The following is a 21,723-nucleotide window of genomic DNA, read 5'->3' on the forward strand; positions in this document are numbered from 1 at the left end:
TGCGCCCGCCACCAGACGTTTCTGTAGATCCGGGACGACAAAGCGAACTGGCGAGGGTGAGTTCCCGCCAAAAGCCGGGACTTTGTGCCCGGACTACGCTTGCACCCCCAAAAGCCCCCTCCTATATAGCGCTCAAGGCCCGGTGACGGGTCAATTTCAACACGGGAACCCGGACACCCGCGAGGGATCAGGAACTGCCGGATGGGGTTTCATCCGGGTTCGCCAGGAAAGAGGCAGTAGGTAATGGGTAAAGTCATCGGAATCGACCTCGGTACGACCAACAGCTGCGTCGCCGTCATGGACGGTGCGACGCCGAAGGTCATCGAGAACGCGGAAGGCGCGCGCACCACGCCGTCCATGGTCGCATTCACCAAGGACGGCGAGCGCCTCGTCGGCCAGCCGGCCAAGCGCCAGGCGGTCACCAACCCGGAAGGCACGCTGTTCGCGGTCAAGCGTCTGATCGGTCGGCGCTACAACGACCCGATGGTCGAAAAGGACAAGGGCCTGGTGCCCTTCAAGATCGTCAACGCCGACAACGGCGATGCCTGGGTCGAGGTCGAGAGCAAGAAGTACTCTCCCTCGGAAGTCTCGGCGATGATCCTGACCAAGATGAAGGAAACCGCCGAATCGTATCTCGGCGAGAACGTCACGCAGGCGGTGATCACCGTTCCGGCGTATTTCAACGATTCGCAGCGGCAGGCCACCAAGGACGCCGGCAAGATCGCCGGGCTGGAAGTGCTCCGCATCATCAACGAGCCGACCGCGGCAGCGCTCGCCTACGGGCTCGACAAGAAGAACACCGGCACCATCGCGGTCTATGACCTGGGCGGCGGTACCTTCGATATTTCCGTGCTCGAGATCGGCGACGGCGTGTTCGAGGTGAAGTCGACCAATGGCGACACCTTCCTCGGCGGCGAAGATTTCGACATGCGCCTGGTCGACTACCTGGCGGCCGAGTTCAAGAAGGACCAGGGCATTGACCTCAGGAGCGACAAGCTGGCGCTGCAGCGCCTGAAGGAAGCGGCTGAGAAGGCCAAGATCGAGCTCTCGAGCTCGACCCAGACCGAAATCAACCTGCCGTTCATCACCGCCGACGCTTCCGGCCCGAAGCACCTGACGCTGAAGCTCACCCGTTCCAAGCTCGAGAGCCTGGTCGAGGACCTGATCCAGAAGACGGTCGATCCGTGCCGGCAGGCGCTCAAGGATGCGGGCGTTTCGGCCGCGCAGATCGACGAAGTCGTGCTGGTCGGCGGCATGAGCCGCATGCCCAAGGTGCAGGAAGTCGTCAAGCAGCTGTTCGGCAAGGAGCCGCACAAGGGCGTCAACCCGGATGAAGTGGTTGCCATGGGCGCCGCCATCCAGGCCGGCGTGCTGCAGGGCGACGTCAAGGACGTGCTGCTGCTCGACGTGACCCCGCTGTCGCTCGGCATCGAAACGCTGGGTGGCGTGTTCACCCGCCTGATCGACCGCAACACCACGATCCCGACCAAGAAGAGCCAGACCTTCTCGACCGCCGAGGACAACCAGAACGCGGTGACCATCCGCGTGTTCCAGGGCGAACGCGAGATGGCCGCCAACAACAAGCTGCTCGGCAATTTCGACCTCGCCGGCATTCCTCCGGCGCCGCGCGGCGTGCCGCAGATCGAAGTCACCTTCGACATCGACGCCAACGGCATCGTCAACGTCTCGGCCAAGGACAAGGGCACCGGCAAGGAGCAGCAGATCCGCATCCAGGCCTCGGGTGGTCTTTCGGACGCCGACATCGAGCGCATGGTCAAGGAAGCCGAGCAGAACGCCGACGCCGACAAGAAGAAGCGTGAAGCGGTCGAAGCCAAGAACCAGGGCGAGTCGCTGATCCACTCGACCGAGAAGTCGCTGAAGGACTATGGCGACAAGGTCACCGCCGAGGAGAAGGCCGCCATCGAGACGGCGATCGCCGAGCTCAAGGGCGTGCTGGAAGGCGACGATGCCGAGGCGATCAAGGAGAAATCCGCGACGCTGGCCGAAGCTTCGATGAAGCTGGGCGAGGCGATGTACAAGCAGAGCCAGGCGGAAGCCGAGGCCAAGGCGGAAGGCGGCGAACAGCCGGCCGATGATGATGTGGTCGACGCCGAGTTCGAAGAGGTCAAGGATGACAAGCGGTCGGCCTAACGCCGACAAGACGTCGCCCTGATTGCTTGGCGCAACAGAATTAGAAAGGCCCGGCAAATGCCGGGCCTTTTTGTTTGCCGATGTGCTAGAGTGACGGATGTTCCCAGATCTCAGCAAATTCTCCGAACCGGAAAAACTCCGGAAACTCCTGTTCAACGCCCGCCGGCTCGGGCATCACGACTATGCGTTTCAGATCCAGATGCGGATCGCCGAGCTCGCCGGTTTGCCCTTCAGCGACGCGCTGGAGCGCGAGTTCTGGACGGCGGTCAGTTACGCCGAAGAGGTCAAGACCGAGGCGACCGGCAAGACCACCCGGCTGTCCGGTACCCGCACCAAGCACAAGAAATACGGCACGATCCGCTGCCTCGGCGACTGGGCGATGGATCCCAACCCCAGCGAAGGCCTCGGCAGCCTGGTGGAGCACAAGCGGGCCGAGCTCAGCGGCGAAGCGATCGTGTTGCGCCACGCCGACAAATTCCCGGCGGAGGCTGTGGCCAGCGCTGCGGCGAAGCTGGCGGCGCTCGGGGTCAGCCGCGAGCAGGTCGTATAAGTCACGGCCACCGCTGCCGTTTCACGTGAATCACCCGAGAAATCAAAGGGCTCCGGAATTGTTCCGGAGCCCGGTGTTTTTCCGCATTGCTGCCGCACCCCCGCCCAAATGTCTTCACATCCGCCAATGATGTTGGATCGGTTGAAGTGGGCGTCTCTGACCTGGTCACGCTTTCGAGGTGGAAAAGTCTCGCAACTTTTCCTGAAAGCGCTCCAACCGTCAGCAGCGGGACGCCTTGAGGAAGCAGCCGAAACCCAGGGCCGGGGAACGGATGCTGAGGGCGGACTTCGAAAGGACTATAGATGTCATCGGTTGAGGTGCGGAGGTTCGCCGAGAACGGCGATCTCCATGCAGCAGATTCCGCGCCTGTCGAGCGGCTCGACGCCGACATGCGCCACGTCCTCAACGTGCTGCAATCGATGGGCGGCAAGCGCATCGACGCGTGCCGTTCGCCCGAGGCGCGGGCGCTGCCCACGCTCGACATGGCGTTGCGCCGGATCCTGCGCGATCAGGTCGACGACATGGGCGTGGGCATGGAGATGCGACTGATCCAGGGGCCGACGGACGAGATCCGCGCCCGCATCTACATCCCGCAGAGCGACATCGTCACCGGCCTGAGGCCGATGGTCCTGTTCCTGCATGGCGGCGGGTTCGTGCTCGGCGACGTCGACAACTACGACGCAACGCCGCGCGCGCTGGCGGCCCGCACCGGCGCGGTGGTGGTTTCAGCGCACTACCGGCAGGCGCCGGAGCACCGCTTCCCGGCGGCGCACGAAGACGCCTATGCGGCGTGGATCTGGCTGCTCGAGCATGCCGAATCACTGGGTGGCGATGCGAAGCGCGCCGCCATTGTCGGCGAAGGCTCGGGTGGCAACCTCGCCGTCAACGTGGCGCTGCGGGCGCGGGCCGAAGACAAGCCGCTGCCGATCCACCTGGGCCTCGTGACGCCGATGGCGGCCATGCTGTTCGACCTGCCCTCGCACCTCCAGAACGCCGATACCTTCCCCTATTCGACCGCGACGCTCGAATGGGCGGCGCGCAAACTGTTCCGCAAGAAGGACGATGCGCAGGATGCGCGGATGAACATTGCCGGCCGGGTCGACCTTGCCGGGCTGCCGCCGGCGACCATCATTCTCGCCGATGCCGACCCGCTGCGCTCGGAAGGCGAAGCCTTGGCCGATGCGCTGCGGCGTTCCGGCGTCTGGGTCGACATGACGACCTATGAGGGTGTCACGCACGGTTTCTTCGGGCTCTACCGCATCGTCAACAAGGCGATGTTCGCGCAGGGCCAGCTCGGCCGGAACCTCGCAGCGGCCTTCGGCGCCTAGCTATTCTCGTTACAGCTCGCCCTCGCGAGGTCGGCGCCCGGCGACTGGTGGAAAAGTCACACCGGGCACGTACGTCGGCCCGCGACCCTCGATAGTGTTGCCGTCGGGCACCAGAGTACTTATCTAGGCCGGATGCCTGATGCGGGGCGCAGGCAACCAAGGACAAGGCCGATTGGCGAAACGCGATTTTTATGAAGTGCTCGGGGTGCCCAAGGGCGCCGACGAAGCGGTGCTGAAAGGCGCCTACCGCAAGCTTGCGATGCAGTTCCACCCGGACCGCAACCCGGGCAATGCCGAGGCCGAACACAAGTTCAAGGAGATCAGCGAGGCCTACGACACGCTGAAGGACCCGCAGAAGCGCGCCGCCTATGACCGCTTCGGCCATGCCGCGTTCGAGAATGGCGGGCGTGGGCCGGCTGGGTTCGGCCCCGAGTTCACCTCGTCGATGTCCGATATCTTCGAGGACATTTTCGGCGACTTCATGGGCGGCCGCGGCCGCGGCGGCCAATCCCGCCTGCGCGGCTCGGACCTGCGCTACAATCTCGAAATCAGCCTCGAAGAGGCGTTTGCCGGCCGCACCGTCGATATCGACGTGCCGACGCTCGCCACCTGCGACACTTGCGAAGGCTCGGGCGCCAAGCCGGGCACCGGCATGTCGACCTGCCGCCACTGCAATGGCCAGGGCAAGGTGCGTGCGGCGCAGGGCTTCTTCACCATCGAGCGGACCTGTCCGATCTGCAACGGCCGCGGCCAGATCCTCGAGCAGCCCTGCACCGATTGCGGTGGCCAGGGTCGCCGGCAGCAGAACCGGACGCTTTCGGTCGACATCCCCAAGGGCATCGAGGACGGCACCCGCATCCGGCTCGCCAATGAGGGTGAAGCAGGCCTGCGCGGTGGACCGCCGGGCGATCTCTACATCTTCATCTCGATTAAGCCGCACGACCTGTTCCAGCGCGACGGCGCCGACCTTTACGCGCGCGTGCCGATCGCCATGACCACGGCGGCCCTGGGTGGCGAGTTCGAAGTGCCGACGCTCGATGCCGCGCGGGCCCGGGTGAAGGTATCGTCCGGTACCCAGCCCGGCCAACGGGTCCGGCTCAAGGGCAAGGGCATGCCGGTGCTGCGCTCCAAGGATTTCGGCGACCTCTACGTGCAGCTCGACGTCGAGACGCCGCAGAGCCTTTCGAAGCGGCAGCGCGAACTGCTGGAGGAGTTCGAACGCGAATCGACCCGCGAGAACTCCCCGACCTCCGAAGGCTTCTTCGCCAAGCTGAAGAGCCTGTTCGAGAACTAGGGCGGCTCACCCCTCACCCGTCTCGGCCTTCGGCCGATCCACCCTCTCCCCGACGGGGAGAGGAACAAGGCGGTGCCATTCGCTCGCTCTGTTCTTCTCCCCGTCGGGGAGAAGGTGGCCCGAAGGGCCGGATGAGGGGTGATTGCCCCGATGCAGATGACGATCCGGTGTCTTTCGACTGCAAATGGAATGCGCTAGCTCTAGCGCATGACCATCGACACCCCTCCCCCCAAGACTGCCATCACCATCTGTGGTTCGCTGCGAAAGGACTCGATCAACGAGCCGCTGCGCCGGCACCTGTCGGCCAAGCTCCGCGAAGCAGGGGTGATCGTCACCGATCTCGACCTGCGCGAGTTCGAGATGCCGATCTTCAACCAGGACATCGAGGATGCCGGCGAGACGCCCGAGGCAGCCAAGCGCCTGGCGGAGATTTTCCGCAGCCACGACATCGTGCTGATCATCAGCCCGGAATACAACGGTGGCATCACGCCGCTGATCGCCAACATGATCTCCTGGGTCAGCCGTGAGAAGCCCAACCCATTCAAGCACGCGGTGTTCGGCATCGGCGGGATGAGCGACGGCAAATACGCCACCATCTTCGCGCTGTCGCACCTGCGCGACTCGCTGAGCAAGATCGGCGCCCTGGTGGTGCCGACGCTGCTCGGGCTCGGCCCCTACCCCGATGTGCTGGACGAGGACGGCGCGCCGAACGAGGGCAATATCAAGTGGAAGGTCGGCCAGATGGTGCGCGAGCTGACGCATTTCTCGCGCGGCGGCATCTGAGGTGTACGCGCTCTACGTCACCCACCCCGAAGTGGTGATCGACCCCAACGTCGCGACGCCACGCTGGGGGCTGTCCAGCCTTGGCAGGTCGCGAGCAGAACGTTTTGCGAACCACCCACTGGTCGAGAGCCTGACCCGCCTCGTTTCGAGTACGGAAACCAAGGCTCTCGAACTGGCGACGATTCTCGCTGGGGGTTGTGGCGCGCCTGTGGACAGCGGGGATAAGTTCGACGAGAACGACCGTCGCAGTACCGGCTTTGTTCCGGCGGCGCGGTTCGAGGCGCTGGCGGACGCGTTGTTCGCCCACCCCGATGAGTCGGCCGAGGGCTGGGAGACAGCTCGCGACGCGCAGCGCCGGGTGGTCGCCGGCTTCGACGAGGTGCTGGCGGGCCACGATGCGACCAAGCCGATCGGCTTTGCCGGGCATGGAGCGGTGGGGACACTGCTGAAGTGTCATCTGGGCGGGCTGACGATCGCCCGCTCCGAGGACCAGCGCCGCATCGGCAACCCGGGCGGCGGCAACGTCTTCGTGGTGCGGCTCAGCGACCGGAAGCTGTTGACCGACTGGATTGCGATGGAGGAGCTGCCGGCGAGGATCGACGGGCTTTAGCTCTGACCGTGCCACACCGCCCCCTCGCCCCTTTGGGGAGAGGGTTGGGGTGAGGGGCGCCAAGCACATCGATACTAATCGCGATCCCACTTAGTTGTAGCCGCCTGGCCGGTGTGCTTGGCGCCCCTCACCCTGGCCCTCTCCCCAGAGGGGAGAGGGGACGCACTTTGCGCCCCGGTGCCACGACCAGACGAACGCCTAAGCCCCATCCTTCCGACCCGGCACCCACTCGCCCAACCCGAACAGCTCCACTGCGTCTTCGAGCGCCAGCTTCAACCGGTCGAGCCGCGCCACCTCGTGGTCGATCTCGCGCAACCGGGTCGGGCCGGCGAGCGGCGCCTTGGCCAGCAGCGCAGTTCCGGCCTCGGTCAGCCCGACCAGCCGGGCGCGGCGATCGCGAGGGTCGGTCTTCACCGTCACCAGATCCATGCGGCGCAGTTCGTCGATCGATTGGCCGAGCGTTGCCGGGTGCATCACCAGCGCCTTGCGCAAGGCGGCGAGCGGCAGCTGCGGGCGTTCGGCGCAGATGCGCAGCACGGCAAGCTGCAGCCCGGTAATGCCGAAGCGCTTCTTCAGGTCGGCGTGGAAGGCCTCGGTGGCACGCTCGAGCCGCACCCAGGCGACAATGGCGGAAAGCGCCTGCTGCTGCATGATTGATCTATGATTCCATCGTGTTGCGCGGACGCTATGGCGCCATAGCATCGCGCGCAAGCGGGCATTTCTGCTTGCCCGATTCGTTCCGCTATGGCACTGACCGGAAAATCCGGAGACATCTGATGGCAGGCACCCTGATCGTCGCACTCGATCTCGATACGCGAGACGAGGCGGAACGCTTGATCGCGCAACTGGGCGATGCGGTCGACTTCTACAAGATCGGCTACCAGCTGTTTTATGGCGGCGACGGCCTCAACCTCGGCAAGGCGCTGCTCAACGCCGGCAAGCGGGTGTTCTTCGATCTCAAAATGCTCGATATCGACAACACCGTCGAAAAGGGCGTCGCGGCGATCGCCAGGACCGGCGCCACCATGGTTACGGTGCACGCCTACCCCAAGACGATGCGCGCCGCAGCAAAAGCCGCCGCGGGCTCCGGGCTCACCGTGCTCGGCGTCACCGTGCTGACCTCGATGGACGATGCCGACCTGACCGACGCCGGCTATGCCCGGGATGCGGCCGGGCTGGTGGCGCTGCGTGCGGAACAGGCGAAAGATGCGGGGATCGGTGGCATCGTCTGCTCGCCCAATGAGGCGCAGATGGTGCGCGCCATCGTGGGGCCCAAGCTCGCCATCGTCACCCCGGGGATCCGCCCGGCCGGCAGCGCACATGGCGACCAGAAGCGGGTGACCGGACCGGCCGAAGCGCTGGCGGCCGGCGCCAGCCACCTGGTGGTCGGCCGGCCGATCACTGCCGCAGCGCATCCAGTGAGCGCGGCGCAGGCGATCCTCGCCGAGATGGCCGGCGGCACCCGGCTGGCATGACCGCGCCGGCTGGGCTATAGGCGTCGCACGGGTTCGGTAGGAGCAAGCATGTCTGACCTCAAGGTCGCCATCGCCGGTGCAGGCGGCAAGATGGGCGCGGCGAACATCCGCGCCATCGCCGCGACAGCGGGCATCAGGGTGGTTTCGGCATTCGATCGCGCTGGGGCGCCGGTGATCGGCAAGGACGCAGGCGAACTCGTGGGCCTCGAGCCACTCGGTGTTTCGATCACCGACGACGTCGCGGCTGCCCTCGACGCCGCCGAAGCGATCCTTGATTTCACCGCGCCCGCCAATTCGGTGGCGCTGGCGCAGGAGGCCGCAAAGCGCGGGCTGGTCCACATCATCGGCACCACTGGGTGCAGCGAGGTTGATGACGCAGCGATCCGCGAAGCGGCTGCCCGGGCCCGGATCGTCAAGGCAGGCAATTTCTCGCTTGGCGTGAACCTGCTGCTGGGCCTCGTGAAGCAGGCGGCCGCGGCGCTGCCGGGCTTCGACATCGAGATCCTCGAGATGCACCACAACAGGAAGGTCGACGCCCCCTCCGGCACCGCGCTGATGCTGGGCGAAGCGGCAGCCCGTGGCCGTAACCTCGATTTGAAGACCCACTCGGTCCGCGTCCGCGACGGCCATACCGGGCCGCGCGAAGAAGGCAGCATCGGCTTTGCCGCGCTGCGCGGCGGCAACGTCATCGGCGAGCACAAGGTGATCCTTGCCGGCCCATCGGAGCGCATCGAGCTCAACCACATCGCCGATAACCGGGCGCTGTTCGCCGACGGCGCGGTGCGCGCCGCCCTCTGGGTGCGCGACCAGCGGCCCGGCCTCTATTCCATGGCCGACGTGCTCGGCTTCAACTGACAAGGATTATTCGATGACCGGGACGCTGATCCTCGTTCGCCACGGCCAGAGTGACTGGAACCTCAAGAACCTGTTCACCGGCTGGCGCAACCCCGACCTCACCGAGCAAGGCATCGGCGAGGCGCGCCAGACCGGCAAGCAGCTGAAGGCGGCCGGCTACGTGCCCGACGTCTACTTCACTTCGGCGCTGCGCCGAGCCCAGCACACGCTCGACCTGATCCTCGAAGAGCTCGACATCACCGAGGTGACGATCACCCGCTCGAAGCTCTTGAACGAGCGCGACTATGGCGATCTCAGCGGCCTCAACAAGGATGACGCGCGGGCCAAGTGGGGCGAGGAGCAGGTGCTGATCTGGCGCCGCTCGTTCGACGTACCGCCGCCGGGCGGCGAGAGCCTCAAGGACACCGCGGCCCGCACCCTGCCCTATTACGACGCCGAGATCGTGCCGCTGTTGAAGGCCGGGAAGACCGTTTTGGTCGCCGCGCATGGCAACTCGCTGCGCTCGATCGTCATGGCGATCGAAAACCTGACGCCGGAACAGATTCTGAAGCGCGAACTCGGAACGGGCGAACCGGTGATCTACAAGATCGGCGCGGACGGGAAGCTGGCGGAGAAAGTGGCGATCTGAAGGTCGCGTGATTGAGAGAGACGGCCCCCTCCCTCGCCATTCGAGCATAGCTCTCATGGCCTTCTCGCCTCAAATCGCTCCACTGGAGCGATTTGCCCTACGGGACGGCTCGAAGTCCCCCATAAAGGGGAAGGTGAAGAGTCGAGGCTGTTGCTCGATCGTGCCCCGCACACCGGCAGGGCACCTCCCCCTTTAAGGGGGAGGATGGGAGGGGGCCGTCTGCTGCAGTCGGCCCTTACGCCCCTAAGCCCCCACTACTCCGCTTTCCCAACCCAGAATCGCCCGCTTGCGCGGCACGCCCCAGTGGTAGCCGGTGAGCGCGCCGCTGGTGCCCACGACGCGGTGGCAGGGCACGACGAAGCTGATCGGGTTCTTGCCCACGGCGCCGCCGACGGCGCGAGCCGCGGTCGGGCGGCCGATATGGTTGGCGACCTTCTGGTAGGTGGTGGCCTTGCCCACCGGGATCTTCAGCAGCGTCTCCCAGACCTGCACCTCGAAATCGGTGCCGATCAGGACGACCCGCACCGGCTGCTCGGGATCCCAGCGGTTGGGATCGAACACCCGGGCGGCGACCGGCGCCACGGCCTTGTCGTCGCGGCGATAGTTGGCATTGGGCCAGCGGTTGGCGAGATCCTCGAAGGCTTCCTCGACCGACATGTTCTCGTCGGCGAAGCCGATGCCGCTCAGCCCGTATTCGGTCATGGTCAGCACTGCGGTGCCGAACGGCGATGGGGCGGCGCCCCAGACCATCTCGAGGCCTTCGCCGCGAGCGCGGAAGGCGCCGGGCGGCATGGCCTCATGGGTGACGAACAGGTCGTGCAGCCGCGAGGTCGAGGAGAGGCCGACCTCATAGGTGGTGTCGAGCACGCTCTGCTGGTCGGCGAGGAGTTTTTTGGCGTGATTGAGCGCCACGGCCTGGGCGAAGCTTTTCGGGCTCAGCCCGCACCAGCGGCGGAACAGGTCGGTGAGCTGCCGCTCGGTCAGCCCGATGGCACGGGCAAAACGCGGCAGATCGGTTTCGTCGGGCAGCGTCTCGCTCAGATAGGCGATAGCGGCCTGGACGGTCTCGTAATCCGAGTTGGCGATGATGGTTTCGTGCTTGCTCATGAGGCGGAACATAGGCGCGCCGAGCCGCCGTTGCGACCCGGTTTTGACGTTTGATGGGCGGGTATCAGAACCACCGACACTTCCACATGCGCGATGTCATCCCAGCGAAAGCTGGGACCCAACGCTCAGCTAGCACCAGCGGATAGATGGGTCCCTGCTTTCGCAGGGATAACATCCGTGGGGAGGAGGGGTTAGCGGCAAATTCGCCCGGCGGTCAAACCCGTGCCCGCTTCAGCGCGGTGCCGAAGGCCTTGGCGAAGCTGGACTTTTCGTCCTGGTTGAGGAACTGGCCGAGCACGACGTCGCGGTCACGGGTTCTGAGGTGCAGCCCGACGGTCCGCTCGTTGTAGTCGCGGTCGACCACCAGCTTGACGAAATAGGGGTTGAAGCGGCTCAGGGTTTCCTTGCCCGTGCCATCGACCTGCTTGATTTCGAGCTGGTCCGGCCACAACGTCACTTCCTCATAGCGCTTGCCGTCGCGCTGGCTCGAGCGCATCGCCCACCAGATCAGCGCGATATCGAGGCCGAGGAAACCGACGATCGGCCAGGCGCCCATCGAAAAGAAGATAATGCCGGGAATGGTGGCGAGCACCGCCAGAAGGACGATGACAACGCGAAAACCCTTGCGTCCCAGCGATCGATGGGGCGTCAGCTTTGCCGCGAATAGCGGCCTCGCTTGCGTTTGGGTCGTCATCTTGGGCATCAGTATAGGCTCAGAATCAGGATGACGGAAATGGCGCAGCAAAAAGTGAAGCGACTGCCGAAAGCAGATGTCGAAGCCATTTTCGGCGCTTTTGCGGCAGCCGAGCCCGAACCGAAGGGCGAGCTCGACTACGTGAACCCCTTCACGCTCCTGGTGGCAGTGGTGCTTTCGGCGCAGGCGACCGATGCCGGCGTCAACAAGGCGACCAAGCTGTTGTTCCAGCTGGCGGATACGCCAGAGAAGATGGTGGCGCTGGGGCCGGCCGAGATCGAGGACAAGATCAAGACCATCGGGCTGTTCCGCAACAAGGCCAAGAACGTCTTTGCGCTGAGCCAGCAGCTGATCGAAAAGTTCGATTCGAAGGTGCCTGAGGATCGCGAAGCGCTGGAGAGCCTCCCCGGTGTCGGCCGGAAGACGGCGAACGTGGTGCTGAACATTGCGTTCCGGCAACCGACCATCGCGGTCGACACCCACCTGTTCCGCGTCGCCAACCGCACCGGGCTGGCCCCGGGAAAGACCCCGCTCGAGGTCGAGACCGGGCTATTGAAGATCGTGCCGGATGAATACCTGCTGCACGCGCACCACTGGCTGATCCTGCACGGCCGCTACATCTGCAAGGCGCGCAAGCCCGATTGCTGGCGCTGCATCATTCGCGACTGGTGCCGGTTCGAGCCAAAGACGCCGGTGCCGAAGGGGAGTTGATGCGAGAGCCGGCCCATCAGTCAGACCTTCTCCCCTTGTGGGAGAAGGCGCCGACCGACAGTGCAAAGCTCAGGTTAGACCCCGTAGCCCCGCGCCATGGCGGCGGCAAAGCTCGGGATGAACACCAGGAGCGCTCCCTGCAGATAGAGGAAGCGACGTGACCCCGAGACCTCGGCCGGCGACGGGCTGAACCCAGCATCTGCCATCGCCGCCTTGCGCCAGCGCATGATCGAGACTGTCGGCTGGATCGAGGCGAGGCCGACGCCGAGGAAGGCGATCATCTTGGCCCAGAACACCCAGTTGCCGACATAGTATTCCCAGCCGGCCGAACCGAAGATCACCCGGACAATGCCGACGACGATGACCAGCATGGCCGTGGCGCCATAGGCGCGATCGAGCGAAGCAAGCTGGCGGAGCCGCTTGCCCTCGAGTCCCGGCCGCAGCAGGGCGAACTCGGCGGCGAAGATCGCCACCAGGGTGAACACGGCAAGGTGGTGGGCAATGGCGAGGATCAGGTCGGTCATCATGTCGCTCCCAGTTCGGACTTGTTTGGCCGCGAGATCGAACCGGAAAAATCTGCAACTTTTCCTAATCTCGCTTTGTCGCGCCTCGACCGGTGCGAGGCAGCATGTTAACACTGTTCGCATCGAGATAATCTTCAATGTGAGCAATGTCAACATCTGAACCCTCCGACCGCTATCACCATGGCGACCTGCGCCGTGCGCTGGTCGAAGCGGCGCTGGAACTGCTGCTCGAAGGCGGCACCGAGGCACTGGGAATGCGCGAGCTGGCGCGCCGGGTCGGGGTCTCCTCAGCGGCGCCGTACCGGCATTTCCGCGACAAGCAGGCACTGATCCAGGCAGTGGCGGCGGCCGGGTTTGCACTGTTCCTCGAGGCGGTCGAGGCGGCCAAGGCCGGCGTCGCGGTCGATGAGCAGTTCGGCGCCATGGCCGAGGCCTATGTGCAATTCGCGCTGCGCTACCCGCGGCTCTATAAGCTGATGTTCTCGTCGGAGCTCGGCAAGTTCGAGGACAAGGACCTGCGCCGCGCTGCAGATGCCGCTTACGCCAGCCTCGCGGTGGCAGCGGCGAAGCAAGATCCGGAAGCGCCGGGCGAGGCGGCGATCAGCGCCTGGGCCTTCGTGCATGGTCTCTCCATGCTGCTGCTCGACGAGCAGTTGCTCGGGGTTTCCGCTGCCACTGCCGAGCCGCTGGTGCGCAAGCTGACCCGCCGGCATGCGCAGCGCTTCGGCAAGCCGCACTCGGGCTGAGGTTGGCGTTGCGCGCGAGCGCAATCTCCTCTATTTCCGGCGCGGCTCAATTACCCCATTTTCATCGAAGGATCGCCGATGGCCGAGGCCCGGTTTGACGTTCTCACCATCGGCAACGCCATCGTCGACGTCATAGCTCCCATCGATCCCGGCTTCCTCGAACGCGAGGGATTGTCGGAAGGCATCATGCACCTGGTCGATGCCGAGCGTTCCGCTTACCTCTACGAACGCATGCCAGCCGACAAGCGCCAGATCTCCGGCGGCAGCTCGGCTAACACCGCGGCCGGCGTCGCCTCGCTCGGCGGCAAGGCCTCGTTCGTCGGCAAGGTGGCGGACGACGAGCTGGGCGACGTGTTCGCCGACGACCTCAAGCGCATTGGCGTGCATTACGGCGTCTCGCGCCTCAGCGATGGCCCGGCCACCGCCCGCTCGATGATCCTCCTCTCGTCGGATGGCGAGCGGACGATGAACACCTATCTCGGCGCCTGCCATCAGCTGACCACCGCCGATATCAAGGAAGACGAGATCGGCGGCGCCACGGTCACCTATATGGAAGGGTTCCTGTGGGATCCGACCGAGGCCAAGAAGGCCTTCGTGATGGCGGCGCATTACGCCCACAAGCACGAGCGCGCCGCCTCGTTCACGCTGTCGGACCCGTTCTGCGTCAACCGCTACCGCGACGAGTTCCTCGACCTGATCCGCTCCAAGACCATGGATATCGTGTTCGGCAATGTCGAAGAGCTGAAGTCCCTGTACCAGACCGACCTGCATGGCGCAGTGCAGGCGATCGCCAAGGACGCGGAACTCGCGGCCATCACCATGGGCGCCGACGGCGCCATGGTGGTGCACGAGGGCGAGATCATCACCGTCCCCGCCTATGCGGTGAAAGAAGTGGTCGACGTCACCGGCGCCGGCGACCTGTTCGCCTCGGGGTTCCTGCTGGCGATCGCACGGGAGCGCGACTTCCGAACCGCATTGCAGGCGGGGTGCCTCGCGGCCAGCGAAGTGATCTCGCATATCGGCGCCCGGCCGGTGGCGGATTTGCAGGCGCTGGCGGCTGAGAAGAGCATCGGGATTTAGGCCCGGCAGGTGCGTTTGGCGCCCCTCACCCTAGCCCTCTCCCCAGAGGGGCGAGGGGACGCACTTTGCACCGACTGTGCCACACCGCCCCCTCGCCCCTTTGGGGAGAGGGTCGGGGTGAGGGGCAGCCAAGCGCACTAAACCTTCCGCAGCGCTACCCGTTCAATCGCGTGGCTGGGGCCCTTGGTCAGCACCAGGTCGGCGCGGCTGCGGGTTGGCTGGATGTTGTCGCGCAGGTTCGGAAGGTTGATTTCCTTCCACGCCCACATGCCGAAAGCCTCGGCTTCCTCCGCGCTCATCTTGGTGAAGCGGTGAAAGAAGCTCTTGGGGTCGGCGAAGGCGGTTTCGCGCAGCCGCCGGAAGCGTTCCATGAACCAGGTGGTCAGGTCGTTCTCGTCGGCATCGATGAAGATGGAGAAATCGAGGAAGTCGGAGGCGAACAGGATCGGCTTTCCGGATTTCGGCAACTCGCCCGGCTGCAGGATGTTGAGCCCCTCGACGATCAGGATGTCGGGCCGATCGATGGTGATGAACTCGCCATCGATGACGTCGTAGACGAGGTGCGAGTAGACCGGCACCTTGACGTCGGGCTTGCCCGACTTGATGTCGGAAAGAAAGCGGATCAGCGCGCCGCGATCGTAGCTTTCGGGAAACCCCTTGCGGTCGGCGAGCTGCAGCGCATCGAGCCGCTGGTTCGAATAGAGGAAACCGTCAGTGGTGACGAGGTCGACCTTGGGCGAGCTCGGCCAGCGACTGAGCAACGCCTTCAGAATGCGCGAGGTGGTGGATTTCCCCACCGCCACCGAGCCGGCGACGCCGATGATGTACGGCACCTTGCGGCCATCGGCGCCGAGGAATTTCGTCGAGGCGCGGTGCAGCTCCTGCGTCGCCTCGACATAGAGCGAGATCAGCCGGCTCAGCGGCAGGTAGATTTCTTCCGCCTCGGTGAACGAGATCGGATCGGTGAGGGCGCGCAGGCGTTTGACGTCATCGGCGTCGAGCGTCATCGGCTCGTCGGCGCGAAAACCGCTCCACTCGGCCTTGCTGAAATAGTGGTAGGGCGCGAGCTCGAGCTTTTTGACCCCCATCAGCCCTGTACCTTCCCGCGCGACGCCTTCTCTTCGAGGCCCGATTGCGCGGTGCGGCGCTCGAGCTGCGCCATCACGTCGGCGAGCGGCACGCCGGCGGCGCGGAGCAGCACCAGGAGGTGGTAGATCACGTCGGAGGCTTCGCCTTCGGTGCCCTTCCTGTCCTTGGTCACCGAGGCAATGATGATCTCGGCGGCTTCCTCGCCGAACTTCTTGGCGCAACGCTCGACCCCGCCGGCCAGCAGCTTTGCCGTGTAGCTCTCATCGGGCGAAGCGCCGGCGCGGGCGGCGATGCGCTTATCCAGGTCTTCGAGGCTGAAGCTCATCAAATTTCTCCCGCATTGCTGTCGCGCCGCATCGGAATGCCGTGACGCTCCATGTAGTCCTTGGCTTCGCCCACCGTGTAGGTACCGAAGTGGAAGATCGAGGCGGCGAGCACTGCCGAAGCGTGCCCCTCCTTGACCCCGTCGACCAGATCACCGAGCGAGCCGACGCCGCCGGAAGCAATCACCGGCACATGCACCGCATCGGCAACGGCGCGGGTGAGCTTCAGGTCGAAGCCCGACTTGGTGCCGTCGCGATCCATCGAGGTGACCAGCAGTTCGCCGGCGCCCCGCTCGACCATTTTCGCGGCGAACTCGACGGCGTCGAGCCCGGTCGGATTACGGCCGCCATGGGTGTAGATTTCCCACTCATCCATGTTCTGCTGCCCCGGCGCCTGGATCTGCCGCCGCCGCGCATCGACCGAAACGACGATGCACTGGTCGCCGAACTTGTCGGCGGCGCGGGCGATGAAATCCGGGTCGTTCACCGCGGCCGAGTTGATCGACACCTTGTCCGCGCCGGCGAGCAGGAGTTTTCGGATATCCTCGAGCTTCCTGATGCCGCCGCCTACCGTCACCGGCATGAAGCAGTGCTCGGCCGTGCGCGCCACCACATCGAAAATGGTGTCGCGGTTCTCGTGGCTCGCGGCAATGTCGAGGAAGGTCAGCTCGTCGGCGCCGGCGGCGTTATAGGCGATGGCGGCTTCGACGGGATCGCCGGCATCGATCAGGTCGACGAACTGCACGCCTTTGACAACGCGGCCGTCTTTGACGTCGAGGCAGGGGATGATGCGGGTTTTCAGGCTCATTGGCGCGGTTCCGAGGGTGGGCGCTTCACCCTCGCATAGATGGCGAAACCGAAGGAGAACACCCAGAAAATGAAGGCGAACAGCCCGGCGAGGCCGAACAGCGTGGGCAGGATGCCGGTAAAGCCGGCATAGAACAGCGCCAGGATCGGCACCAGCGCCAGCGGATACCACCAGAGGCGGACCCGCTCGACCAGGATCGGCTTGTTCTTGAGCTCAGCCATCAGGCAGCTCGCTGTTTCAGCAGCGCTATTGCTTCACGTGAATCAATGCGCCCGTCATAGAGCGCGCGGCCGGAGATGGCGCCTTCGAGCAGCTGGTAGCGCGGCTCGGTCATGGTGCGGATGTCGTCCATTGAGGCGAGCCCACCCGAGGCGATCACCGGGATCGACACGGCTTCCGCCAGCTCCAGCGTCGAGGGCCAGTTGATGCCCTTCAGCACACCGTCGCGGTCGATATCGGTGTAGATGATCGCCGCCACCCCTGCCCCCTCGAAGCGCTTCCCGAGTTCGATGGCAGTCAGCTCGGAGGTTTCCGCCCAGCCCTCCACCGCCACCTTGCCGCCGCGCGCATCGATGCCGACCGCCACCCGACCCGGAAACAGCCGCGCCGCCTCGCGCACCAGCGCCGGATCACGCACCGCGACGGTGCCGAGGATGACGCGGGCGAGGCCGCGGCCCAGCCACTCCTCGATATGGGCGATGCTGCGGATGCCGCCGCCCAGCTGCACCGGAAAGCTCACCGCAGCGAGGATCGCCCCGACGGCGTCGCCATTGACGCTGTGGCCGGCGAAGGCGCCGTTGAGATCGACAACGTGCAGGTACTCGAACCCCTGGTCCTCGAACGATTTGGCCTGGGCGGCCGGATCGTCATTGAAGACGGTGGCCTGCTGCATGTCGCCCAGCTTCAGCCGGACGCACTGGCCATCCTTCAAATCGATGGCGGGGAAGAGGATCATAGTGTTTCTCCAGCCAACATCGAGCGTGTGGCACACCCCACCCCATCCCTCCCCGTCAAGGGGAGAGTGTCTGCCGGTGCATTTTGCTGGATCGAGCCACGCAAACGGAACGGCGCCTCCCCCCTTGCGGGGGAGGTTGGGAGGGGGGGGGCAGTCAGCACGGAGCTCACGGCTTCCACCCCAGAAAATTGCGGATCAGCGTCAACCCGAGGGTCTGGCTCTTTTCCGGGTGGAACTGGGTGCCCAGCAGATTGTCGCGGCCGACGATGGCGGTGACCTGCTGGCCGTAATCGGCGCTGGCGACCAGGGTCTCCGGACGGTCCACCGCCAGGTGATAGGAATGGACGAAATAGGCATGCAGCCCATCGGGGCCATCCGGAATGTCGGCGAGCAAAGGGTGGGCCTGCCGGATGGTCAGCGTGTTCCAGCCCATGTGCGGCACTTTGAGGTTGCCTTTGGGCTCGAGCCTGACCACCGCTCCGGGGATCCAGCCGAGCCCTTTGGTGATGGTCTTTTCACGGCCTTCGGTGGCCATCAGCTGCATGCCGACACAGATGCCGAGGAACGGCACGCCGCCCTTGATCACCCGCTCCTCGAGCACCTCGACCATGCCGGTCACCGCGTCGAGCCCGGCGCGGCAATCGGCAAAGGCGCCGACGCCCGGCAGGACGATGCGGTCGGCGCGGCGTACTGCTTCGACGTCGTCGGTGACGACGATGTCGTCGCCGGTCCCGGCTTCCCGCGCAGCGCGCTCGAAGGCTTTGGCGGCCGAGCGGAGATTGCCCGAGCCGTAATCGATAATGGTAACTGTGCTCATCGGGTCTGCCGCTTCAGGTAGTCGACCAGCGCCAGGTCTTCATCGGCGGCGACGATTTCGGTGCGATAGCGGCCGCCGCGCTTCGCCGTCTTCACCCGGCGGAAGCTCCCGGCCTCGAAGCCGATCAGTGTGGCGAACAGCACATAGAGCCAGAACGCCGCCTCACCGCCGATCACGAGGCTCAAGCCAGTGATCGCGACCGTGCCGGCAACCCAGATCCCGAGCAGCAGCCAGAGCCCGTGGACGAGCGCATGCACCGGCGGCAGCAGGGCTGCGGACCAGGAGAAGCGATCGGCCACCGCAGTGGGCGCATCGCTCGGGCGCTCGTAGACGGAATAGAGGGTCACGGTTATCCTCGTTTGGATCGGCGTGGTTGCGGGTTCGCCTTAGAGCAAAACCCGCACGGTTGGAAGATGAGGGAACCGACCGCCTGCCATGCCGTTGGTTCAACCGGCTTTGAGGAGAGCTTTATGACGCATGATTCCCACGACCCGCATGGCGATGGAACGATGGGTTCCGAACCGACCCAGGGCATTTTCATCGGCTGGCTCGCCGTCGGGCTGCTCGTCGTCATGGCGATCTTCACCCTGACGGTCATCAGCGCCGGCGCCAACTACGGCTTCAAGTAAGCTGTTCGGCCGGCGCAACCCGTCCCGTGCCCCACCCACCGGGTCATTCCCGCGAAAGCGGGAACCTCTGCCTTCTTGGACTTTGCACGATCGCAAACGGAGGTCCCCGCTTTCGCGGGGATGACACCGAGTTTGGGGGACTTGCAGAGCGTCGGTTCGCGATAGCGTGGACTTGATTTTGTCGCGCTTTCGAACCGGAAAAGTCTGCAACTTTTCCTGAAAGCGCTCTAGAGCGTACCCTTGGTCGAGGGGATGGCATCGGCGGCGCGCGGATCGATCTCCACCGCCGAGCGCAGCGCCCGGGCCAGCGCCTTGAAGGCGCTTTCGGCGATATGGTGGTTGTTGTCGCCGTAGAAGGTTTCGACGTGCAGCGTGATGCCGGCATTCATGGCGAAAGCCTGGAACCACTCACGGAACAGTTCGGTATCCATCTCGCCCACCTTGTCGCGGGTGAACTCGACCTTCCAGACGAGGAACGGCCGACCCGAGACGTCGAGGGCGACGCGGGTGAGCGTGCCATCCATCGGCAGGTCCGAAGAGGCATAGCGGCGAATGCCCCGCTTGCTACCGAGCGCCTGCTTGATCGCTTCGCCCAGCGCGATGCCGACATCCTCGGCGGTGTGGTGAAAATCGATGTGCAGGTCGCCCTTGGCGACGACGGTCATGTCGATCAGCGAGTGTTTCGACAGCTGATCCAGCATGTGATCGAGAAAGCCGATGCCGGTCTGCATCTCATGCTTGCCCGACCCATCGAGGTTCACCGACACTTTGATATCGGTCTCGTTGGTCTTGCGGGCGATCTCGGCGGTGCGCATCTCGGCAGTCCCTATCGTGGCGCGGCGGCTGTAGCAGATAGCGCCGGAGCGGTGAAGATGCGGTGAAGGCGCGACGGACCTCGGTAACATCGCGGAAACTACCCGACCGGCTAGGCCGGTTTGCATTCGCCCGCCCCGTGCCTAAATAGGGACCAACAGTTCTGGAGTTTTTCCCAAGATGTCGAAGGACAACGAGTTCCCCGGCTGGCACGGCACGACGATTGTCGCCGTCCGCAAGGGCAACAAGGTGGTGGTGGCCGGTGACGGACAGGTCTCGGTCGGCAACACCGTGATGAAGCATACCGCCAAGAAGGTGCGGCGCCTCGCCGACGGCAAGGTAATCGGCGGCTTCGCCGGCGCCACCGCCGACGCGTTCACGCTGTTCGAGCGGCTCGAAGCCAAGCTGATCCAGTATCCGGACCAGTTGATGCGCGCCTCGGTCGAGCTGGCCAAGGATTGGCGCACCGATCGATACCTGCGCCGGCTCGAGGCCATGATGATCGTCGCCGACAAGGATGTCACCCTGGTGCTCACCGGCACCGGTGACGTGCTCACCCCAGACCACGCGACCATCGCCATCGGCTCGGGTGGCAACTACGCCTATTCGGCGGCGCTGGCGCTGAGCGAAAACACCGAGCTCGACGCAGAAGAGATCGCCCGCAAGGCGATGAAGATCGCCGCCGAGGTGTGCATCTACACCAACGAGAACGTGACGGTCGAAACGATTGAAACCGTCTGACGCTCAGTTTCAGTACGGCTTCCGGCCGGTGACCCGAGCTGACCTGCCGCTCCTCGGGCGCTGGCTGGCCGAGCCCCATGTGAGGAAATGGTGGGCTGAGCCCGCCAAAGCGCTGCAGTCGATCGAAAGCCATATCGACAGCATTTCGGTCGAGCCCTTTATCGTCGAACTCGACGGAAAGCCGATCGGCTACATCCAGAGTTACGATCCGCATCTCGAAGATGCGCACCCGTACCAGGACCAGCCAACCGGCACCCTGGGGATCGACCAGTTCATCGGCGAGGCCGCATTGATCGGCAAGGGCCATGGTACGCGGCTGATCGAAGCGTTCGTTGAGCAGCTGTTCGAGGAAGGCGCCATCCGGGTGATCATCGATCCCGATCCGGCCAACGCGGCGGCGATCCGCGCCTATGAGAAAGCCGGGTTCGAACGCTTCGACACGCGGCACTCGAAATATGGCCCGGCGCTGATGCTGGCGCGGAACGCCGACGGAGATTTTGCATGAACTGGACCACCCGCCGGCTGACTGCTTCTGACGCGGAGGCCTATAGAACGCTCCGCATCGAGGGGCTGACGCTGTCGCCGGCGTCGTTCGGCTCGAGCCTTGCCGAAGAGGGGACGCAGCCGATCGAGGTCTTTGCCGGACGGCTGGAACGCAGCTTCATCTTCGGGCTGTTCGACGGCGCTGCGCTGGTCGGCACGGCTGGCTTTTACCGCGAAACCAACAGCAACTCGGCGCACCGCGGCCATCTCATCGGCGTCTATCTCAGTCCAGCCTCGCGCGGCCGCGGCGGCGCGGACCTGGTGATCGCGGCGGTGATCGCCGAAGCGCGCAACCACGTGCTGCAGCTGCATCTGGCGGTGACGCAGGACAACCCCACAGCCCGCCGGCTCTACGAGCGGCACGGCTTTGTGACGTATGGCGAAGACCCGCGCGGCCTCAAGGTCGATGGCGTCTTCTACGATGACTATCTCATGGTGCTGCGCCTCGATGAGGGCAGCGGAAAGTGAC

At 65.0% G+C, this 21,723-nt stretch carries 28 protein-coding genes; 16 read left to right on the forward strand and 12 right to left on the reverse strand.

Going from position 1 to position 21,723, the window contains the following annotated elements:
• Positions 1–243 precede the first annotated feature (243 nt).
• The 6 genes from dnaK to ASC68_RS02895 all read left to right on the forward strand — a co-directional run bounded on the left by dnaK (position 244) and on the right by ASC68_RS02895 (position 6,716).
• On the forward strand, positions 244–2,151 hold the full coding sequence (gene dnaK, locus ASC68_RS02870; RefSeq protein ID WP_055874453.1) for a molecular chaperone DnaK: 1,908 nt from the start codon (positions 244–246) through the stop codon (positions 2,149–2,151).
• 97 nt (positions 2,152–2,248) lie between these two features.
• Positions 2,249–2,701, forward strand: a complete 453-nt coding sequence (locus tag ASC68_RS02875) for a hypothetical protein (protein ID WP_055874456.1) — start codon at positions 2,249–2,251, stop codon at positions 2,699–2,701.
• Positions 2,702–3,003: 302 nt separating this feature from the next.
• Positions 3,004–4,029: an alpha/beta hydrolase gene (locus ASC68_RS02880; RefSeq protein ID WP_055874458.1), complete on the forward strand. Its 1,026-nt coding sequence runs from the start codon at positions 3,004–3,006 to the stop codon at positions 4,027–4,029.
• A 172-nt stretch (positions 4,030–4,201) separates the two neighbouring features.
• A complete protein-coding gene (gene dnaJ / locus ASC68_RS02885; protein WP_055874461.1) occupies positions 4,202–5,323 on the forward strand; it encodes a molecular chaperone DnaJ in 1,122 nt (373 codons plus the stop codon).
• A 207-nt stretch (positions 5,324–5,530) separates the two neighbouring features.
• Positions 5,531–6,106 carry an NAD(P)H-dependent oxidoreductase gene (locus ASC68_RS02890; protein WP_055874464.1) on the forward strand — a complete coding sequence of 192 codons (576 nt, stop codon included), beginning with the start codon at positions 5,531–5,533 and terminating at the stop codon, positions 6,104–6,106.
• 1 nt (position 6,107) lies between these two features.
• Positions 6,108–6,716, forward strand: a complete 609-nt coding sequence (locus ASC68_RS02895; protein WP_055874467.1) for a histidine phosphatase family protein — start codon at positions 6,108–6,110, stop codon at positions 6,714–6,716.
• A 198-nt stretch (positions 6,717–6,914) separates the two neighbouring features.
• On the opposite strand, the gene ASC68_RS02900 is transcribed toward ASC68_RS02895, so the two are convergent.
• Complete coding sequence (locus ASC68_RS02900) at positions 6,915–7,367, reverse strand: MarR family transcriptional regulator (protein WP_055874470.1); 453 nt, start codon at positions 7,365–7,367, stop codon at positions 6,915–6,917.
• Between the two features lie 125 nt (positions 7,368–7,492).
• Here ASC68_RS02900 and pyrF point away from each other — a divergent pair, with 125 nt between their 5' ends.
• Genes pyrF through ASC68_RS02915 form a run of 3 tightly spaced genes read left to right on the forward strand, consistent with a single transcriptional unit; the run spans position 7,493 to position 9,674 of the window.
• Complete coding sequence (pyrF, locus tag ASC68_RS02905) at positions 7,493–8,191, forward strand: orotidine-5'-phosphate decarboxylase (protein WP_055874473.1); 699 nt, start codon at positions 7,493–7,495, stop codon at positions 8,189–8,191.
• A 48-nt stretch (positions 8,192–8,239) separates the two neighbouring features.
• Entirely contained in the window at positions 8,240–9,046 is an 807-nt protein-coding gene (gene dapB / locus ASC68_RS02910; RefSeq protein WP_055874476.1) for a 4-hydroxy-tetrahydrodipicolinate reductase, read from the forward strand.
• Positions 9,047–9,059: 13 nt separating this feature from the next.
• Positions 9,060–9,674, forward strand: a complete 615-nt coding sequence (locus ASC68_RS02915; RefSeq protein ID WP_055874478.1) for a 2,3-bisphosphoglycerate-dependent phosphoglycerate mutase — start codon at positions 9,060–9,062, stop codon at positions 9,672–9,674.
• A gap of 243 nt (positions 9,675–9,917) precedes the next feature.
• On the opposite strand, the gene ASC68_RS02920 is transcribed toward ASC68_RS02915, so the two are convergent.
• Positions 9,918–10,781, reverse strand: coding sequence for a methylated-DNA--[protein]-cysteine S-methyltransferase (locus ASC68_RS02920; RefSeq protein ID WP_082527924.1), 864 nt, complete (start codon positions 10,779–10,781; stop codon positions 9,918–9,920).
• Positions 10,782–10,995: 214 nt separating this feature from the next.
• Entirely contained in the window at positions 10,996–11,475 is a 480-nt protein-coding gene (locus ASC68_RS02925; protein WP_162247890.1) for a DUF2244 domain-containing protein, read from the reverse strand.
• A 39-nt stretch (positions 11,476–11,514) separates the two neighbouring features.
• Between ASC68_RS02925 and nth the strand changes: the two genes are divergently transcribed.
• Positions 11,515–12,186 carry an endonuclease III gene (gene nth, locus ASC68_RS02930; RefSeq protein WP_248310478.1) on the forward strand — a complete coding sequence of 224 codons (672 nt, stop codon included), beginning with the start codon at positions 11,515–11,517 and terminating at the stop codon, positions 12,184–12,186.
• 74 nt (positions 12,187–12,260) lie between these two features.
• Here the strand turns inward: nth and ASC68_RS02935 are convergent, their stop codons facing one another.
• A complete protein-coding gene (locus tag ASC68_RS02935; RefSeq protein ID WP_055874488.1) occupies positions 12,261–12,710 on the reverse strand; it encodes a DUF2214 family protein in 450 nt (149 codons plus the stop codon).
• 146 nt (positions 12,711–12,856) lie between these two features.
• Between ASC68_RS02935 and ASC68_RS02940 the strand changes: the two genes are divergently transcribed.
• Together ASC68_RS02940 and ASC68_RS02945 are read left to right on the forward strand one after the other, a co-directional pair.
• On the forward strand, positions 12,857–13,456 hold the full coding sequence (locus ASC68_RS02940; protein WP_055874491.1) for a TetR/AcrR family transcriptional regulator: 600 nt from the start codon (positions 12,857–12,859) through the stop codon (positions 13,454–13,456).
• Positions 13,457–13,534: 78 nt separating this feature from the next.
• Positions 13,535–14,536, forward strand: a complete 1,002-nt coding sequence (locus tag ASC68_RS02945) for an adenosine kinase (protein WP_055874493.1) — start codon at positions 13,535–13,537, stop codon at positions 14,534–14,536.
• Between the two features lie 137 nt (positions 14,537–14,673).
• Here the strand turns inward: ASC68_RS02945 and coaA are convergent, their stop codons facing one another.
• The 7 genes from coaA to ASC68_RS02980 form a co-directional block, all read right to left on the reverse strand.
• Positions 14,674–15,624, reverse strand: coding sequence for a type I pantothenate kinase (gene coaA / locus ASC68_RS02950; protein ID WP_055874495.1), 951 nt, complete (start codon positions 15,622–15,624; stop codon positions 14,674–14,676).
• Positions 15,624–15,953, reverse strand: coding sequence for a phosphoribosyl-ATP diphosphatase (locus tag ASC68_RS02955; RefSeq protein ID WP_055874498.1), 330 nt, complete (start codon positions 15,951–15,953; stop codon positions 15,624–15,626). The genes coaA and ASC68_RS02955 overlap by 1 nt, the downstream gene beginning before the upstream one ends.
• Entirely contained in the window at positions 15,950–16,756 is an 807-nt protein-coding gene (gene hisF, locus ASC68_RS02960; RefSeq protein WP_055874501.1) for an imidazole glycerol phosphate synthase subunit HisF, read from the reverse strand. Before hisF ends, ASC68_RS02955 begins: the two co-directional genes overlap by 4 nt.
• Entirely contained in the window at positions 16,753–16,977 is a 225-nt protein-coding gene (locus tag ASC68_RS02965; RefSeq protein WP_055874504.1) for a hypothetical protein, read from the reverse strand. The genes hisF and ASC68_RS02965 overlap by 4 nt, the downstream gene beginning before the upstream one ends.
• The gene (gene hisA / locus ASC68_RS02970) at positions 16,977–17,711 is read right to left on the reverse strand and encodes a 1-(5-phosphoribosyl)-5-[(5-phosphoribosylamino)methylideneamino]imidazole-4-carboxamide isomerase (RefSeq protein WP_055874507.1); all 735 of its coding nucleotides are present in this window, start codon (positions 17,709–17,711) and stop codon (positions 16,977–16,979) included. Before hisA ends, ASC68_RS02965 begins: the two co-directional genes overlap by 1 nt.
• 166 nt (positions 17,712–17,877) lie before the next feature.
• On the reverse strand, positions 17,878–18,528 hold the full coding sequence (gene hisH / locus ASC68_RS02975; RefSeq protein ID WP_055874510.1) for an imidazole glycerol phosphate synthase subunit HisH: 651 nt from the start codon (positions 18,526–18,528) through the stop codon (positions 17,878–17,880).
• Positions 18,525–18,875 (reverse strand): DUF2628 domain-containing protein, encoded by a 351-nt coding sequence (locus ASC68_RS02980; RefSeq protein ID WP_055874514.1) that lies wholly within the window; start codon positions 18,873–18,875, stop codon positions 18,525–18,527. Before ASC68_RS02980 ends, hisH begins: the two co-directional genes overlap by 4 nt.
• 123 nt (positions 18,876–18,998) lie before the next feature.
• On the opposite strand from ASC68_RS02980, the gene ASC68_RS28550 reads away from it, so the two are divergent.
• On the forward strand, positions 18,999–19,157 hold the full coding sequence (locus tag ASC68_RS28550) for a hypothetical protein (protein ID WP_156387220.1): 159 nt from the start codon (positions 18,999–19,001) through the stop codon (positions 19,155–19,157).
• A gap of 227 nt (positions 19,158–19,384) precedes the next feature.
• On the opposite strand, the gene hisB is transcribed toward ASC68_RS28550, so the two are convergent.
• Entirely contained in the window at positions 19,385–19,972 is a 588-nt protein-coding gene (gene hisB, locus ASC68_RS02985) for an imidazoleglycerol-phosphate dehydratase HisB (protein WP_055874516.1), read from the reverse strand.
• A 178-nt stretch (positions 19,973–20,150) separates the two neighbouring features.
• On the opposite strand from hisB, the gene hslV reads away from it, so the two are divergent.
• The 3 genes from hslV to ASC68_RS03000 are packed head-to-tail and all read left to right on the forward strand — an operon-like array spanning position 20,151 to position 21,722.
• Positions 20,151–20,711 (forward strand): ATP-dependent protease subunit HslV, encoded by a 561-nt coding sequence (gene hslV, locus ASC68_RS02990; RefSeq protein ID WP_055874518.1) that lies wholly within the window; start codon positions 20,151–20,153, stop codon positions 20,709–20,711.
• Complete coding sequence (locus ASC68_RS02995) at positions 20,698–21,216, forward strand: GNAT family N-acetyltransferase (RefSeq protein ID WP_055874520.1); 519 nt, start codon at positions 20,698–20,700, stop codon at positions 21,214–21,216. Before hslV ends, ASC68_RS02995 begins: the two co-directional genes overlap by 14 nt.
• Positions 21,213–21,722, forward strand: coding sequence for a GNAT family N-acetyltransferase (locus ASC68_RS03000; protein ID WP_055874524.1), 510 nt, complete (start codon positions 21,213–21,215; stop codon positions 21,720–21,722). Before ASC68_RS02995 ends, ASC68_RS03000 begins: the two co-directional genes overlap by 4 nt.
• The last annotated feature ends 1 nt before the right edge of the window (position 21,723 follow it).

The organism is Devosia sp. Root105 (genome assembly GCF_001424865.1).
In the GTDB taxonomy this organism is placed as follows: Bacteria; Pseudomonadota; Alphaproteobacteria; order Rhizobiales; family Devosiaceae; genus Devosia_A.